This is a genomic window from Nocardia sp. NPDC049149, from assembly GCF_043197455.1.
Lineage (GTDB): Bacteria > Actinomycetota > Actinomycetes > Mycobacteriales > Mycobacteriaceae > Nocardia.
On record NZ_JBICTD010000007.1, the window covers coordinates 12,439 to 29,034 of the forward strand.

Consider the following 16,596-nt stretch of genomic DNA (forward strand, 5'->3'; position numbering starts at 1 on the left):
ACCCGCGGCCGCGGCGCGACAGGGCAGGCCGGTGGTCAGCGGGAGAGAAAGTCGAGGAGCGTGCGGAATTCGGGGAGGGAGAGGTAGCCGTCGTTGTCCTGGTCGGCGGCGGCCAGCAGGACCTCGGCGGGCTCCTCGATGCGGCCCGCGCCGACGTGGCGGATGAGGGATTCGAGTTCCTCGACCGAGATGCGGCCGTCCTGGTTGGTGTCGAAGACCTGGAAGGCGGCGTCGGCATCGGTCACTTCGATCTGGCCGCCGACGAGCGCGGCGTCGAATTCGGCGCGGGAGACCAGGAAGTCACCGTTGGTGTCGGCGGCGGCGACCAAGCGCTCGATGGCATCGTCGTCGACGTCCAAGCCGAGGGCGCGGATGCCGCTGGTGATGTCCGCGACCGAGACGAGGCCGTCACCGTCACGGTCCCACAGCTCGAAGGTGTCGATCGGTTGGTCACTCATTGCGCACTGCCTCCCACTGCCGCAGGTTCACGCGGCCAGTGCACACTGTACGGATTCCGTTGTCACCGAGCAGCTCTGAGTCGAAACCGCAGCTCAAACGGTTGCTGTTGCTCCTACGGCGGCGCGCTTCTCGTCGGCGGTGGCGAGCCACAGGTACACGGGCGGGAGGACGATCTCGAGGGCGATCAGGACGATCTGGAACCAGTGCGGCCAGCCGTAGACGGCGATCGAGATGATCCGACCGACAGCGCCGAGGAGAAAGATCCCGGCAAGCCAGCGGATGAGGGTCGCGGGGATCGGGGACTGCCGGGCCGCCCAGATCCAGGCGACGCCGTAGCCGAGGAAGATCGCGCCGAAAAACCGGGTTTGGCTGTCGGCGGTGACGCCGGAGTCGCCCATATCGGGGATGCCGTCAATGCCCGCCGCCAGGTGCAGGATCCCGATCGCCACGCAGGCGTACCCCATCACCAAGGACAACCACTTGAGTGCTACGGCCATGTGTACCTCCCCGGGGTTCGGTGAATCCCACTGGCGCGCTGTCGAATCCAGCGACCGCCGGTTGGTTTGACGCGCTGCCTGCCTGTAGATACTACAACCCATAGTAGACAGACGTCGACCCTCAGCGCAGCATCAAAACGCGGGGTTGTTTGGGTGAGAGGGCACTGGTGTAAGTGGCCTCTCGCGCGATGCCGCCACCAGTGCCTCCTGATCTTGATGTTCGTCTGGTTGCTGCTTGTATTGGGAGGCCCGGTCGCGCAAGCGCGTGGTGCGGCGAGTACCGGCAAGCCGAGCCGCAAACTCAGCGGGCCCGCCCACCGACACTATGGCGCGGCCTATCAAAGCGGGCCGTTCTCGCTGACCGGAAACCGAAAGCCATGGGCGGCAGCGGGAGCGCACGGCTGGCGTGCAGTGCGGCCGGTACCCGCGAACCAAGCCGCAAGCCCGACTGCGCCCGGCCACCGGCACTATCGCGCGAACTATCAGCGGGCCGCTCTCACTGACCGGACAACCGAAAGCCATGGGCGGCTGCGGGAGTGCCCGGCTGGCGTGCCATGCGACCGGTACCGCGAACCGAGCCTGCAAGCTCAACGACACCTGACTCTGCGGGCGGTGCGGGGAGATCGAGCAGTTGCCAGCCGTGATCGCCCGCATATGCACCACGCTCGCACAGTGCATATGCGGGCGAGGCACGACGGGGGATCGGGCTGTTCCCGGCCGTAATCGCCGGGCGAGCGCGGCCTTACAGGTTGGAGGGGCGGACGACCATCACCGATGCGGCACGCTTGCCGCTCTCCTGCAGGAGGGCGATGGCTCGGCCCTGCGGGTCGATGGCCGCGTAGACGCCGCGCAGACCGATGGGCTCCAGCCAGCGACCGTTGCGGAGGTCGTCGGCCTGGGCGTCGTCGATGTCGCGGTGCGGGAACGCGGTTCGGACGGCGTTGTCCATGTCCAAGCTGAGCATGGTGGCATCCGATTCGGCTGCGGTCGCCAATTCGGCAAGGGTGCGGGCATGTTCGAGGGTGAACGGGCCGACTCTGGTGCGGCGCAGGGCCGTCAAGTGTCCGCCGACGCCGAGCGCCGCGCCCAGGTCACGAGCCAGGGCGCGAACGTAAGTGCCGGAAGTACATTCGACGACCACGTCGAGATCGACGAAGGCACCGTCCTCGATGTCGCGGCGCGCAAGAATATCGAAGCGGGAAACGGTGACCGGGCGGGCCGCCAACTGCACCTCTTCGCCGGCACGGTGCCGGGCATAGGCGCGTTCGCCGTCCACCTTGATCGCGCTCACGGTGGCAGGCACCTGCTCGATGTCACCCGTGAGTTTCGCTGTGTGCTCTGCGATATCGGCATCGGTGAGCGACAAGGCCGGTGCCGTCGAGAGGACCTCGCCCTCGGCGTCATCGGTCGTGGTGGCCTGGCCGAGGCGAATGGTCGCGGTGTAGGCCTTCGTGGTCAACGTGAGCAGGCCGAGCAACTTGGTGGCTCGCTCCACGCCGAGCACCAGCACGCCCGTCGCCATCGGGTCGAGCGTGCCCGCATGCCCGATCTTCCTGGTGTGCAGCAGTTTCCGGCACTTCGCGACGACATCGTGGCTGGTCATCCCGCCGTCCTTGTCGACGATCAGCAGTCCGCCGAGACCGTCCATCAGGCGTGCACGATCGCGGTGAGGATGAACCCGTCGGCGATCATCCACCGACCGTCGAACGAAACCAGCGGCGCGCCACCGTCGTTCGTCTGCCCGGGCACCAGCAGCTTGCTGTGGAAAGTGCCGTTGCCGGAATCGGCGGAGCTGCCCTCGATCTCGAAGGTGATGTGCGCATCCTCGAAGCCGAGCCAGCGCGACGTCAACGGCCACCACGCTTTGAACGTGGCTTCCTTGGCGCAGAACAGCAGCCGATCCAGGTGCAGCGACGTCGCGGTGGTCCGCAACCATTCGCGCTCCGGGGGCAGGCTCACCGAATCGAGCACACCTTCGGGTAGCACCGCGTGCGGCTCGGCGTCGATCCCGACCGAACGGAACCGCATCTTGTGCGCCAACGCCGCAGCCCGATACCCGTCGCAGTGCGTCATGCTGCCGACGATCCCGCGCGGCCAGATCGGCGCGCCGCGCTCCCCCTTGCCGATCGCCACCGGCGGCTCGCCGAGCTCTTCCAGCGCGAGCCTGGCGCAATACCTGGCTCCGATGAAGTCCCGACGCCGCTTCTCCACCGACTTCGCGATGAGATGCTCCTCCGCCGGATGCGCCTTCAGGTCCTCCGGGTACTCCAGCAGCTCAGCCGACGCCACACCGGCGGGCAGAATGTTCTCGATCATCAGCGACGAGCCTAGTCGAGGTCGTAATCTCGCCCCACGAGTCCCTGCTCACGCAGGCAACACCGATCACCGGCTGCGGCGACGCTCCGCTTTGGCGCGCATTTCCGCGGCCGCGGCTTCCATTTCCGGGGTGACCTGGAAGTGGCCGCCCCACTTGTTCAAGCTGCCCGGCGGGTACTCCGGGGCCGGGAGGATCTGGCGGAGCAGACGTTCCGGGAGACCGCGCCGCTGCCATTCGCGCGGATAGCCGAGCGAAACCTCTTCGAACCGGACACCGTCGTAATACGACGTGCGCGGAATGTGCAGGTGGCCGTACACCGAGCAGACCACGTTGTAGCGGGTGTGCCAGTCGGCGGTCAGTTCGGTGCCGCACCAGAGCGCGAACTCGGGATAGAACAGCACGTCGGTGGGCTGGCGCACCATCGGGAAATGGTTGATCAGCACCAGCGGCGTGCCTTCGGGCAGCGCGTCGAGTTTGCGCTTGGTCACCTGCACGCGGGCGTGGCACCACGCGTCGCGGGTCAGGTACGGATCCGGGGACAGCAGGTATTCGTCGGTGGCGACCACGTTGCGGTCTCGCGCGATGGCGAGTCCCTCGGCCTTGGTGGTCGCGCCCTCGGGCAGGAACGAGTAGTCGTAGAGCAAGAACAGCGGAGCCAACGTGACCGGCCCGCCGTATTCCTCCGCACCCGCACCGGTCCACACGGGGAACGGATCTTCGGGAGTGAGCACATCGAGATCGCGGCAGATCGACACCAGATAGTCGTAGCGGGCGGCGCCGGTCATCTGCACCGGATCCTTCGCCGTCGTCCACAGTTCGTGGTTGCCCGGCACCCAGATCACCTTCGCGAACCGGCCGCGCAGCAACTCCAGCGCCCACCGGATGTCGTCGGTCTTCTCCCCCACGTCCCCGGCCACGATCAGCCAGTCCTCCGGCGAGTCGGCGTGGATCTGCTCGACGACCGGCCGATTCCCCTGGTGCCCGACATGAATGTCGCTCACCGCCATCAACTTGGGTATCACCACACCCACCTTGGCACAACTGCACCGGTTCGCGCCCGCCACCCCGGCGCGAGCGGCCACTGTGCAGGTGCGCATCGATCCAGAAACCCGGTGAAACCGAGGACACCAGCCGGTAGGTTGCAGCGCATGATCGCACGCAGCACGTTCCGAGGGTTTGTCGCGGCATCATCGACCGCGGCAGCCATTGTCGTCGCTTCCGGCCTCGCCGGAGCAACCATCGTTCCCCCAAGTGGCGCGACCATACAAGTCTCCGGTGAAACGGTCACCGCAACACTGACCCAGATCAGCACCGATCTCGCAGGCGGCACCGTGCAGTGCACGCTGCTGGTCGACGCCGCGAACGCGCTCTCCAGCCGCGAACTCGCCCCGGCGAACTTCACCTTGAACATCAAGGTCCCCGAAGGCGACCACTTCGCCATCACCTACTGCGCCGACTTCCCCGCCGACTCCGACACAGCCAGCTCCTACCCGACGCTGGCGTGCGCCAAAGTGAACGTGCCCGCCGGGACGGTGGAGTCGTTACCGCCCGACAAGTGCTATGCGTAGTAAAGCCGACCACGAAACCCCGGGCGATACCCGGGGTTTCGTGCGCTATCACGTCGCGCGGCCCGGCAGGTCCATCCCCAGACCACCCAACGTTCCATCCCCACCCACCGCCGTGTCCCGTTCGCATGGCCGTCGTCGATGAATAGGCCGCAACCACCGCCATGTCCCGTTCCCTGAGACGCACTCTCACGAGTGGTACATGGTGGAGGCGTTTACGGCGTGTCGCCTCCACCATGTACCACTCGTGAACCGCTATCCGCGCGAACGGGACACGGCTGCAACAACTCTCGACCCATCCACACCCCTGAGCTCCAATCAACTGTCGCCCAATTCGGCGTGAGAGAAATGGTTGCAGAGGCTCGTCGACGTGAGAGAAGTGGTTGCGACGCCCAAGGTCGCGACACGCACCTTCTCTCTCACGCCAACACTTCAAGATCACCGTTCACGGATTCGAGTGGTTGCCGCCTGCGTTGACGGGAGTGAAATGGTTGTTGACCCGTTGACGGGAGTGAAATGGTTGCTGACCGTCGTTGGCGGGAGTCCTATGGTTGCCGTGCGCCTGAAAACGGCCACCATAGGACTCCCGTCAACTTCCCAAGATCACTTCTGAAAGATCTTTGGACCGGACCACAGCCAAGCAACCCGCCCTGGGACGAGAGAACGCGTGAGCGACTGCGGAGGTCAGCCGGGCACGGCACACGACGCCACCACGCTATCCAGTGCAAACCCCGAGATAGTCCCGCTCGCCAGGAAACCGTCCAACCCGCGGATAAACCACCACCCCAAACGCAACACGCCCTGCGAAACCCGCACCAACCCCCAACGCCGCGCCCGTCCAAAGCCGCACCCGTCCGAGGCCGCACCCCACGGGCCGGGTTGGACTGCGCTGGTGCCGCTTTGGGCTTGGCGAAGGCAGAGCTCCTTCGGGTCCACGGTCTCCTGTGAATTCGGCAGCCAAGGGTTTGCACCGGATTAGCGTGGTGGCTTCGCCTGCCGTACCCGGCTGACCTCCGCAGTCGGTCACGGGTTCTCTTGTCCCAGCCGGGTTACTTGGCTGTGCTCCCGTCTCGAGAACTTCGAGATCAAAGACTCTCAGTTGCATACCTTTTAGGGTTTACACCTTTGTTGGTATTTCGGCGCCGACCTGGGCCCAGCGGCCTGATGTGGCGCGCCATGACACGGCTGCTAGGCGTAGCAGCATGAAAGCGACTAGGCCGGACCAGATTCCGGCGATGCCCCAGTCGAAGATGAGGGCGAGCCAGATCGCCGGGAGGAATCCGAGGAGCGCCGCGCCGAGGGTGGTGGTGCGGAGGTAGGCGGCGTCTCCGGCGCCGAGCAGGACGCCGTCGAGGGCGAAGACGATGCCGGCCACCGGAATGAGGCAGACGAAGAACCACCAGGTCACGTGGGTGCGGTTCAGTACGTCGGGGTCGTCGGTGAACAGTCGCGGGATGAGGCCCGCACCGGCGGCGAAGCATGCGGCGAGCCCGAGGGAGAAGATCTCGGACCACTCGGTGACGCGGCGGGCCAGGCGGCGCGCACCTGGCGCGTCACCGGCACCGAGCGCCGCACCGGCCAGTGTCTGCGCCGCGATGGCGAGCGAATCCAAGGCCAGCGAAAGGAAATTCCAGAGTTGGAGGACGAGTTGGTGGGCGGCAACCGACGCGGCCCCGAATCGGGAGGCGACGGCGGCGGCCGAGACGAAGCAGGCTTGGAAGGCGAGGCTGCGCACGATCAGGTCGCGACCGAGCACGAGTTGCGCACGCATCACCGACCAGTGCGGTGCGAGCGAAACGCGCTGCCGAACAAGGGCGTACAGGAACAGTCCGGCCATCACCAGCTGCCCGGCCACGTTCGCGACGGCCGACCCGGGCAACTCCATCCGCGGCGCCCCCAGCAGCCCGTGTACCAGCACCGGACACAGCACACCCGAAACAACCAGCCCCGCAACAACATAGATGAGCGGTCGGCGCGTCTCCTGCACCCCGCGCAGCCACCCGTTGCCCGCCATCGAGATCAGGATCAGCGGCACCCCGAACAACGCGACCCGCACCCACGCCAACGCCTCCGCCGCAATATCCCCACCGCCCGCGATCGCGCTGGTCAACGGCACGGCAAACACCTGAACCAGCACAAGAATCAGCGCACCGACCCCGATCGCCAACCACGTCGCCTGCACTCCCTCGGCGACCGCCCCCGGCTCGTCGCCCGCCCCGTGCCTGCGCGCGGCCCGCGCCGTCGTGCCATACGACAGGAACGTCAACTGCGTACTCGCCTGCGCCAGAATCAATCCTCCGACCGCCAACCCGGCCAGCGCCAGCGCCCCAAGCCTGCCGACCACAGCAAGATCGAACAGCAGATAAACCGGCTCAGCAACCAACACCCCCAACGTCGGCAACGCCAACCCAAGTATCCGCCGCGGCCCCGCACCCGCCGCCGCCCCCGCAGGCAAACCCGCTACCTCACCTGAACCGTCCCCCGCACCCGACACTCCCACGAAGTCCGCCCGCACCGCAGCGCCAGCGCCGCCTCCCTCGCCAGAACCATTTCCCGCACCCGGCACCCCCGTAGCCTTCGCACCCACGAAGTCCACCCTCGCCTCTGCATCCGCGACCTCTCCTTCGCCAGAACCATCCCGCACACCGGAAACCCCCTCCACACCAGCACCCCTCGCACTCACGAAGTCTCCCCGCCCCGCCGCACCAGCGACCCCTCCCTCGCCGAAACCGCCCCCTGCACCCGACCCTCCCGCACCCTTCGCACTGACAAAGTCCGCCCTCGCCCCTGCACCCTCATCGGAACCGTCCCCGTCACCTGAAACCCCCTCTGCACCAGCACCCCTCGCACTGACAAAGTCTCCCTGCGTCGCGGCCGGGTCCTCACAACCTTCGGCCCTCTCCGCACCGCCAGAGGTCCGTACGTCTCCCGAGTTCCCCACACCATCAGCGGTCTCGGCGTGATCGGCGGCGACAGCGTCACCGGAAACCCCCACACCGCGGGAACGCCCTATGTCGCCCGAACCCCTCACGTCCACGAAACCTCGCCTTCACCGCCGCCTGTGAACCTGCTCAGCCAGACCTTGCCATGAGGCACCGACAATTCGGCTTGCCGAAAGCAGCCTGCTCGAACGGTTTCCATCGCACACCGGCGTGACCCGAGACTCGCCCATCGGGGACATCGCCAAGCCTCGCCATCACTCGAGCGCAGCCAGCAATCCAGCGACCAATTCCTCGGGACCCCCGTATGCCGTGTACCCCGCGGCGAATCGGTGCCCACCGCCCCCGAGTGCACTCGCGATCACGGCAACGTCCACCCCGTCCTGCGCCCCGGGTCGGCTGTCTCGCGACCGCAGCGACACCGTCCATCGATCGGCAACCGAGCGAGATTCCTTGAATACCGCGGCAATTCCCGCTTCCGAGGTGGTGCGCACGATATCGATGACGCTTTCCGCTTCCTCGGAGCTCACGTCGAGGGTGTCGGCGCGCCGCACGAACGCGTACACCAGCCCGATCCCACCTCGAACATCCGGTTCGATCCGCGCGGTGGCGAGCACCCGCGACAGCATCGTCAACCATCCGAAAGGGTGTGTGTCCAACAGGGTTCGGGCGATCTCGCCGCTGTCGATGCCGGTGGCGAGCAACCGCTCCGCCAACACGTGTGTACCGGGCCGCACCCAACGAAATGACCCAGTGTCGGTCACCAATCCGGCGTAAAGACAGTGCGCCACTTCGGCATCGATCGGCACACCCCACGCATCGAGCACCCGCACGAGGAGGCTCGTCGTCGACTCTGCCTCCGCGTCGATGACGTTGATATCGCCGAACCGGGTATTCGATCGATGGTGATCGAGCACCAAAGTCGTTGCGGCCCCGGATATCCGATCGACGAGCGCGCCGAGCCGCCCCGCACTCCCGCAGTCGACCGCGATCAGCAGATCGACTTCGGCGGGCACGTCGGCGGGCGCGACCAGATGCTGCGCACCGGGCAGCGACCGCATCGACTCGGGGAGTTCGGCGGGTTCGGCGAACGACACCCACACCGGAATCCCGCGCCGGTGCATGACCAGCGCGAGCGCGAGACCGCTGCCGACCGTGTCGGCGTCCGGTTGCACGTGGCAGACGATGGTGACCGAGCGGGCCGCCTTCAACGCCTCGACTGCACCGTCGAGGTCGACCGCGTCCCGCATCGTCGTCATCGTCTACCGCATGTCACTCGTCGTCGCGTTCGACCTTGTACGGGTCGGAATCGCCTGCATGCCTGGCGTTGGCCGCCACCTTCGCTACCGCTTCGTCCGCGGCCCTTGCCTTGGCCAGCAGTTCTTCCATGTCCCGTGCGACGTCGGGCACCTTGTCGAGCACGAACGCCAGGGTCGGCGTGAACTTCACGCCGGTGCCCGCGCCCACCTTCGAGCGCAGCACCCCCTTGGCCTTTTCCAGACCGAGGGCAGCACCCTCGTAGTCCGGCTCGGTGTCGAGCGTTTCGCCCAGCACCGTGTAGTACACCGTTGCGTCGCGTAGATCCCCGGTGACCTTGGCGTCGGTGATGGTCACGAAACCAAGACGCGGATCTTTGATCTCGTATTCGATCGCGGTGGCCACGATCGAGGAAATCCGCTTGGCGAGTCGGCGTGCCCTGGCTTGATCCACCATGGCTGAACCCTCACTCTCTGTTCAACGGCGGCGGAAACGACGGGCCCGGTCTCGGGCTGTCCTCTCCACCGCAATCAATCTTCGGGTCCGAAGATCCTGCGGCGCACTGCCAGCAACTGTAACTCCGGACGTGCCGCGACGTGCCGCTCACAACGGTCGAGTACCTGTGTCAGATGGTCCATACCCGAACTGACCAGGGCGACACCCACCAGTGAACGGCGATAGCGGTCTTGCTCTCCCCCTTCGGCGGCACTCACGCCGAAACGCTGCAATTCGGCCAGGATCGGCCGGATCACGGAACGTTTTTCTTTCAGCGAGTGCACATCGCCGAGCAGGAGATCGAACTCCAGCGCACCCAAGTACACCTACAACCCCTCCCTCGACACCGAAAGCCGTGACGCGCGTCACGCCGGGCGATTCGCCTGGCGTGACGCGCGGTCGCGAACTCAGTCGCGCGGCTTCTCGCGCAGCTCGTAGGCCTCGATGATGTCGCCTTCCTTGATGTCGTTGTAGGTCAACGTCAAACCGCATTCGAAGCCCTCGCGGACCTCGGTGACGTCGTCCTTCTCGCGCTTCAAGGAAGAGATCGTGACCGTCTCGGCGACCACCACGTTGTCGCGGAGCAAGCGCGCCTTGGCGTTGCGCTTGACCGAACCCGAGGTGACCATGCAACCGGCGATGTTGCCGACCTTCGACGAACGGAAGATCGCGCGGATCTCGGCGCGGCCCAACTCGACCTCTTCGTAGATCGGCTTGAGCATGCCCTTGAGGGCCTTCTCGATCTCGTCGATGGCCTGGTAGATCACCGAGTAGTACCGGATGTCCACGCCTTCGCGGTTGGCCAGCTCGGTCGCCTTGCCCTCGGCACGGACGTTGAACCCGATGATGATCGCGTTCGACGCCGACGCCAGGTTGACGTTGGTCTCGGTGACACCACCGACACCGCGGTCGATGACCCGCAGGCGCACCTCGTCGTCGATCTCGATGCCGAGCAGGGCCTCTTCGAGGGCCTCGACGGTACCGGAGTTGTCGCCCTTGAGGATCAGGTTGAGCTCCGAAGTCTCCTTCAGTGCGGCATCCAGATCTTCCAGGCTGATCCGCTTGCGGCTGCGCGCGGCCAGTGCGTTGCGCTTGCGCGCATTGCGGCGGTCGGCGATCTGGCGAGCGATCCGGTCCTCGTCGACGACGAGCAGGTTGTCACCGGCGCCCGGCACCGACGTGAAGCCGATGACCTGGACCGGCCGCGACGGCAGCGCCGCGATGACATCCTCGCCGTGTTCGTCGACCATGCGCCGGACGCGACCGTAGGCGTCGCCCGCCACGATCGAGTCGCCGACGCGCAGCGTGCCGCGCTGGATGAGCACGGTCGCCACCGGGCCACGGCCGCGGTCGAGGTGCGCCTCGATGGCGACACCCTGCGCGTCCATGTCCGGGTTGGCCCGGAGGTCCAGTGCCGCGTCCGCGGTGAGCAGGACGGCCTCGAGCAGCTGCTCGATGTTGGTGCCCTGCCTGGCGGAGATGTTGACGAACATGGTGTCGCCACCGTATTCCTCGGCAACCAGGTTGTATTCGGTCAGCTGCTGGCGGACCTTGTCCGGGTTCGCGCCTTCCTTGTCGATCTTGTTGACCGCCACCACGATCGGCACGTCGGCCGCCTGCGCGTGGTTGATCGCCTCCACCGTCTGCGGCATGACGCCGTCGTCGGCGGCGACCACCAGGATCGCGATGTCGGTGGCCTTCGCACCACGGGCACGCATGGCGGTGAACGCCTCGTGACCCGGGGTGTCGATGAAGGTGATGAGCCGGTCCTGATCGCCCAGGTGGGTGAGCACCTGGTAGGCGCCGATGTGCTGGGTGATGCCACCGGCCTCGCCCTCACGGACGTTGGCCTTACGGATCGTGTCCAGCAGTCGGGTTTTACCGTGGTCGACGTGACCCATGACGGTCACCACCGGCGGACGCTGCTCGAGGTCCTCTTCGCCGCCTTCGTCTTCGCCGTAGGTGAGGTCGAACGATTCCAGCAGCTCGCGGTCCTCGTCCTCGGGGCTGACGACGTGCACGACGTAGTTCATCTCGCTGCCGAGCAGCTCGAGGGTCTCGTCGTTCACCGACTGGGTCGCGGTGACCATTTCGCCGAGGTTGAACAAGGCCTGCACCAAGGCGGCCGGGTTCGCGTCGATCTTCTCCGCGAAGTCCGACAGCGAGGCGCCGCGGGCGAGACGGATGATCTCGCCGTTGCCGCGGGGCAGCCGGACGCCGCCGATGGCGGGCGCCTGCATGCTCTCGTACTCGGCGCGCTTCGCCCGCTTCGACTTACGGCCACGACGCGGGGCGCCACCGGGGCGACCGAACGCACCGGCCGCACCGCCACGGCCACCGGGACCACCCGGACGACCACCGCCGCCACCGCCACCGGGACGACCGCGGAAACCACCTGCGGCACCACCGGCACCGGGTGCACCGGTGCCTGCACCGGCACCGCCGCCACCGCCGGGCGCGCCGCCACCGCGGTAGCCACCGCCACCGCCGCCGCCACCGGGACGACCTGCGCCGCCACCGCCGCCGGGACGACCACCGGGGCCACCGGGACGACCGCCACCGGGACCACCCGCACCGCCGGGACGTGCCGCACGCGACGGCATGGCACCGGGGTTGGGGCGCGGCGGCATCGAGCCGGGGCTAGGCCGCGGTCCACCGGGACGCGGGCCACCCTGGCCGGGCGCGGGGCGCGAACCGCCGCCACCCTGGGCCGGAGCACCCGGACGCGGGCCGCCCTGGGCCGGACCCGGACGGGGACCGCCCTGAGCCGGACCCGGACGCGGGCCACCCTGGCCGGGGGCCGGGCGCGGCGCGGGCCGCTCGGGCGCCGAGGAATACGGATTGTTGCCCACCCGAGGGGTTTTCGGGCCGGGACGCGGACCGGAGCCACCGGGCCGCGGTGCGTTCTGCGCCGGTGTACCCGGACGCTGCTGCTGACCAGGACGGGCCGCGTTCGGCGTCGGGCGCGGGCCGGACTGCGCGGAGCTCGTCGGCGTCTCGGCGGCAGCCGAGGCGGCGGGCGCCGGAGTCGACTCCTTCGCGGCGGCGGGCTTCGGCGCGGACTGCGGGGTCGGACGCGCGGCGGGTCCCGGCTTCACGGCCGGTCCCTCACTGGACCGCGGTGCCGGGGTCTCGCGCACGGTCTCCTGCGGTGCCGCGGCCGCCGGAGCGGGCGTGGGGGCAGCCGGACGGGGACCGGGACGCGGGCCGTTACCTGCGGGCTTCGCGGCCGGACGGGCCGACCCTGACGGTGCGGGGCGTGAACCCGACTTGGTGCCGTTCGACGGGGTTGATTTCGCGAACGACTCACGCAGCCTGCGCGCAACGGGAGCTTCCACCGTCGACGACGCAGACTTAACGAACTCGCCCTGATCCTTCAGCTTTGCGAGTAGTTCCTTGCTGGTGACACCGAGTTCTTTGGCCAACTCGTGCACGCGGGCCTTGCCTGCCACTGCTCTCCTCACTGAGAGGTCGAGCAGGTGCACCCGTTATTCAGGGACGGGGCCCGCACGACCTCGGGTTATCTCCGATGGACGTTCATCGTTGGTGCTTCACGGTGTGCTCATGAGTGCTCGTGCCTGTTCTCGAGGTACTTCTCCACGGCTGAGATATCCAGATTTCCGGACACTCGTAGTGCTCTGCCGAATGCTCGGCGTCGTTCTGCCACGGTCAGACAAGCCGAGACGGGGTGCAACCAGGCACCCCGTCCGGGAAGTCTGCGCCGCGGATCGGGAACGATCATGACGCACGAGGCACCGTTTCCGGTAACCATTTCCTGCGCCACGACTCGCAACAGATCGACGGCCAACTCGCGCTTCCGGCATCCGATACAGGTCCGAATCGGTTGCGCGTGCTGAACCTGTGTCCACTCTACCGCTGCCCCGGTCGGATCACCGAACCGCTCCCCCGCGGAAGTTACCAACATGTCATCCCGATGGTCCGTTTCGTACCCCGGGATGTCGACCGCACGGCGCGCCGCGTCGGCTTCGGTCAACTCCGGTGCGCCTCCGTCCGAACCGAGCCGCCGCCCATGTCAGGGGCGGCGTCGCTGCGGATATCGATGCGCCAGCCGGTCAGCCTGGCGGCCAGGCGGGCGTTCTGCCCCTCCTTGCCGATGGCCAACGACAGCTGGAAGTCCGGCACCACCACCCGTGCGGCGCGCGCCTCCGGATCGACGATGGTGACCGACACCACTTTCGACGGCGAGAGCGCGTTGCCGACGAACGTCGCCGGATCCTCGGCGTAATCGATGATGTCGATCTTCTCGCCGGCCAGCTCGCTCATCACGTTGCGCACGCGCTGCCCCATCGGGCCGATGCAGGCGCCCTTGGCGTTCACGCCGGACACGGTGCTGCGCACCGCGATCTTGGAGCGGTGCCCGGCTTCCCGCGCGACGGCCACGATTTCGACCGAGCCGTCGGCGATTTCGGGCACCTCGAGCGCAAACAGCCGCCGCACAAGATTCGGGTGCGTGCGCGACAGCGTGATCTGCGGGCCGCGCGGTCCGCGCGAGACACCGACCACGTAACACTTGATCCGGTCGCCGTGCTCGTAGGTCTCCCCAGGCACCTGTTCGGCGGGCGGGATCAGTCCCTCCGCACCGTGCAGCTCGCTGCCGATGCGGACCACGATGGTGCCGCGCGCGTTGGCGCGGGCATCGCGCTGCACCACGCCGCCGACGATGTCGCCTTCGTGGGTGGAGAACTCGCCGAAGGACTTCTCGTTCTCGGCGTCCCGCAGCCGCTGCAACACCACCTGCCGCGCGGTGGTCGCCGCGATCCGGCCGAAACCCTCAGGGGTGTCGTCCCATTCGGAGATCACGTTGCCGTCGGCGTCCAGCTCGCGGGCCATCACCCGGACCGTTCCGGTCTTCTGGTTGATGTCGATGCGCGCGTTGGGCTGGTGGCCCTCGGTGTGCCGGTAAGCGGTGAGCAGCGCCGACTCGATCGCGGAGATCACGGTCTCGATCGAGATCCCCTTGTCGGCGACGATCGCACGCAGGGCTTCGATTTCGATGTTCATTCCACGATCCCTTCGGTCGGCGAATCGGACGCTGGTACTGATTCGGCTAGTTCATCTGGTGTTCCTGCAATATCCGGGGCGTCGACCGCCGGCACATCATCTTCCTGGCCAGGCACCGGGCGGCCGGGAATCACGCCGCCGGCGAGTTCCATTTCCCGTGGGCCCGGCTTGCCGAACTCGACCTGCACCACCGCTTCGGCGATGTCGGCGAGTGGGACTTTCACGCGGTGTGGCTTGTGCTTTCCGCCGAGTACCAGCGCAACTGTATCGCCGTCGAGCTGTCCGACCCGTGCCTCGAACTTCGCCGAGCCACCCGGATCCGGGGCCGGAGCTCCGGCACGGAGGTGGATCCGGACCTTTCGGCCTTGCGCGCGGCGCCAGTGCCGGTCCGCGGTGAGCGGGCGGTCGACGCCGGGGGTGGTGACCTCGAGCAGGTACGGCGTCTCGCCGAAATCGCCTGCCTCGTCCAGCAACTCCGAGAGTTCGGTGCTGAGTTTCGCGATGGTGTCCAGGTCGGAGGGGCCGTCGCTGTCGACGGTCACCTGCACGCGAGCCTGCACATCCGCATTCTTGCCAGCCGTCGAAATATCGACGCCTTCGAGGTCGAATCCTCGGCGTTCGACGAGCCCAGCTATGAGCTGGCTCAGCCTTTCCTCGGTCGGCATCGGCATGTGGGGCGGCTCCTGGTTCAGTTGTCACGATGGTCGGAAATTTCTTCTACCGAGGGTCTAGCGTAACGCGCCCAGAGAGTGTAAAGGACCGGCGGGCAGGCAGTACGCGCGCCACAAGTGGCGGGTGAGAGATGGTAACTCGCTTCCATCGGGAAACAACGCGCGCCACCGCGACGAGGGCTCTGCGACCGATCACGAGGCACGCGATCCGAACACCGGTGCCTGGTCCGGAGGCGCCTCGCGAATCTGGCACGATGGTGCCGTGCCCATCCGCCTTCTCGCCGCGCCGCCTGCTGCGTGCACCCCCTCCGACCGGCACGATTCCCGGTTCGCACTGGACCGCCGCAGCGTCTTACGACTCGCGGGCGGCGGCACGATCGGGGTCTTCGCACTCGGCGCGGCCGCGGGATGTGGCGCCGAGGACACCGTGTACGAGCCGGATCCGCTTGCCACGCAAGAGGTTCAGGCCCGTGCCGACGCCGCGGCGGCGACCGCCGCGATCGCGCTCGCACCGCAGCGACACACCGCGCTCACCGTGATCGCGTCCGAAAGGACCGCGCACGCAGAGGCTTTGAAGGCCGAGATGGACCGGGTGATCGGCGTGTACGGCGACGGCACCACGCCGGTCCACCGCACCCGCACGAACGGCCCCGCCGCCTCGGGACCGTCCGCGGTGGCCTCCGGGTCGGCCGTGCCCCCGACACCGCCGCCGAGCGTGGACACGTTGCGCGCCCAGCTCACCAAGTCCCGGCAGTCCGCCGCCGACCTGGCCCGCACCCAATCCGGTTACCGGGCAGGGCTGCTCGCCTCGATCAGCGCGGCCTGCGCCGTCCAGACGGGGGTGTTGCTCGGATGATCGACACCATGCCGCCGCTCGACACGGTGCGGATGATCGACACGGAGCTGCCGGAACCGACAAGCGAGGTGCGGGCATGAACGACACGGAACGCCAAGCACTGCTCGACGCCCTGCACGCCGAATACGGTGCGGTGTACGCCTATGGCGTCATCGCCGCCTACGCCTCCCCCGAGCGCGCCCGCCTCGTCGCCGAGCACACTGCCGCACATCGGGCCCGCCGCGACACCACCATCGACGCCCTCACCGCAAGCGGTATCGACGCACCGGCCCAGAACGCCGCCTACACGGTCCCGTTCCCGGTCACCGACCCGATCCCGGCGGCCAAGCTCGCCGCGATCGTCGAATCCGACTGCGCCGTCGCCTGGCGCGCCGTCGTCGAACACGGTGCGGCCGAGACCCTGCGCGGGATGGGCGTCGATGCGCTCACCGAAGCCGCTGTGCGCCTTGCCACCTGGCAGTCGATCCTGGGCACGAACCCGCCGACGATCGCGTTCCCGGGCAAGGTCTAGGCCGAGC

At 67.6% G+C, this 16,596-nt stretch carries 16 protein-coding genes; 3 read left to right on the forward strand and 13 right to left on the reverse strand.

The window, feature by feature from the left end; translation table 11 throughout:
* Positions 1-35: 35 nt before the first annotated feature.
* The 5 genes from ACGFNJ_RS27750 to ACGFNJ_RS27770 form a co-directional block, all read right to left on the reverse strand.
* Positions 36-458 carry an EF-hand domain-containing protein gene (locus ACGFNJ_RS27750; protein WP_393454258.1) on the reverse strand — a complete coding sequence of 141 codons (423 nt, stop codon included), beginning with the start codon at positions 456-458 and terminating at the stop codon, positions 36-38.
* A gap of 93 nt (positions 459-551) precedes the next feature.
* Positions 552-956: a DUF4345 domain-containing protein gene (locus ACGFNJ_RS27755; protein WP_393454261.1), complete on the reverse strand. Its 405-nt coding sequence runs from the start codon at positions 954-956 to the stop codon at positions 552-554.
* 742 nt (positions 957-1,698) lie between these two features.
* Complete coding sequence (gene truB, locus ACGFNJ_RS27760) at positions 1,699-2,604, reverse strand: tRNA pseudouridine(55) synthase TruB (RefSeq protein ID WP_393454264.1); 906 nt, start codon at positions 2,602-2,604, stop codon at positions 1,699-1,701.
* Positions 2,604-3,272, reverse strand: coding sequence for a 4'-phosphopantetheinyl transferase Npt (gene npt / locus ACGFNJ_RS27765; RefSeq protein WP_393454267.1), 669 nt, complete (start codon positions 3,270-3,272; stop codon positions 2,604-2,606). The genes truB and npt overlap by 1 nt, the downstream gene beginning before the upstream one ends.
* Before the next feature lie 66 nt (positions 3,273-3,338).
* A complete protein-coding gene (locus ACGFNJ_RS27770; protein ID WP_141718153.1) occupies positions 3,339-4,295 on the reverse strand; it encodes a metallophosphoesterase in 957 nt (318 codons plus the stop codon).
* A 126-nt stretch (positions 4,296-4,421) separates the two neighbouring features.
* Between ACGFNJ_RS27770 and ACGFNJ_RS27775 the strand changes: the two genes are divergently transcribed.
* A complete protein-coding gene (locus tag ACGFNJ_RS27775; protein WP_393454270.1) occupies positions 4,422-4,841 on the forward strand; it encodes a hypothetical protein in 420 nt (139 codons plus the stop codon).
* 1,114 nt (positions 4,842-5,955) lie between these two features.
* On the opposite strand, the gene ACGFNJ_RS27780 is transcribed toward ACGFNJ_RS27775, so the two are convergent.
* The 8 genes from ACGFNJ_RS27780 to rimP all read right to left on the reverse strand — a co-directional run bounded on the left by ACGFNJ_RS27780 (position 5,956) and on the right by rimP (position 15,222).
* Entirely contained in the window at positions 5,956-7,293 is a 1,338-nt protein-coding gene (locus ACGFNJ_RS27780) for an MATE family efflux transporter (protein WP_393455329.1), read from the reverse strand.
* A gap of 741 nt (positions 7,294-8,034) precedes the next feature.
* Positions 8,035-9,036, reverse strand: coding sequence for a bifunctional oligoribonuclease/PAP phosphatase NrnA (locus ACGFNJ_RS27785; protein WP_393454272.1), 1,002 nt, complete (start codon positions 9,034-9,036; stop codon positions 8,035-8,037).
* A 13-nt stretch (positions 9,037-9,049) separates the two neighbouring features.
* A complete protein-coding gene (gene rbfA / locus ACGFNJ_RS27790; protein ID WP_069167977.1) occupies positions 9,050-9,490 on the reverse strand; it encodes a 30S ribosome-binding factor RbfA in 441 nt (146 codons plus the stop codon).
* Between the two features lie 74 nt (positions 9,491-9,564).
* Positions 9,565-9,855: a DUF503 domain-containing protein gene (locus ACGFNJ_RS27795; protein ID WP_069167978.1), complete on the reverse strand. Its 291-nt coding sequence runs from the start codon at positions 9,853-9,855 to the stop codon at positions 9,565-9,567.
* An 81-nt stretch (positions 9,856-9,936) separates the two neighbouring features.
* A complete protein-coding gene (gene infB / locus ACGFNJ_RS27800) occupies positions 9,937-12,981 on the reverse strand; it encodes a translation initiation factor IF-2 (protein ID WP_393454276.1) in 3,045 nt (1,014 codons plus the stop codon).
* Positions 12,982-13,091: 110 nt separating this feature from the next.
* On the reverse strand, positions 13,092-13,451 hold the full coding sequence (locus ACGFNJ_RS27805) for a YlxR family protein (RefSeq protein WP_393455332.1): 360 nt from the start codon (positions 13,449-13,451) through the stop codon (positions 13,092-13,094).
* A gap of 68 nt (positions 13,452-13,519) precedes the next feature.
* Positions 13,520-14,551, reverse strand: a complete 1,032-nt coding sequence (gene nusA, locus ACGFNJ_RS27810) for a transcription termination factor NusA (RefSeq protein ID WP_069167613.1) — start codon at positions 14,549-14,551, stop codon at positions 13,520-13,522.
* Positions 14,548-15,222, reverse strand: a complete 675-nt coding sequence (rimP, locus tag ACGFNJ_RS27815) for a ribosome maturation factor RimP (RefSeq protein WP_393454280.1) — start codon at positions 15,220-15,222, stop codon at positions 14,548-14,550. Before rimP ends, nusA begins: the two co-directional genes overlap by 4 nt.
* A gap of 262 nt (positions 15,223-15,484) precedes the next feature.
* Between rimP and ACGFNJ_RS27820 the strand changes: the two genes are divergently transcribed.
* On the forward strand, positions 15,485-16,078 hold the full coding sequence (locus ACGFNJ_RS27820; protein WP_393454283.1) for a hypothetical protein: 594 nt from the start codon (positions 15,485-15,487) through the stop codon (positions 16,076-16,078).
* Positions 16,079-16,154: 76 nt separating this feature from the next.
* The gene (locus ACGFNJ_RS27825; RefSeq protein WP_393454286.1) at positions 16,155-16,589 is read left to right on the forward strand and encodes a ferritin-like domain-containing protein; all 435 of its coding nucleotides are present in this window, start codon (positions 16,155-16,157) and stop codon (positions 16,587-16,589) included.
* The last annotated feature ends 7 nt before the right edge of the window (positions 16,590-16,596 follow it).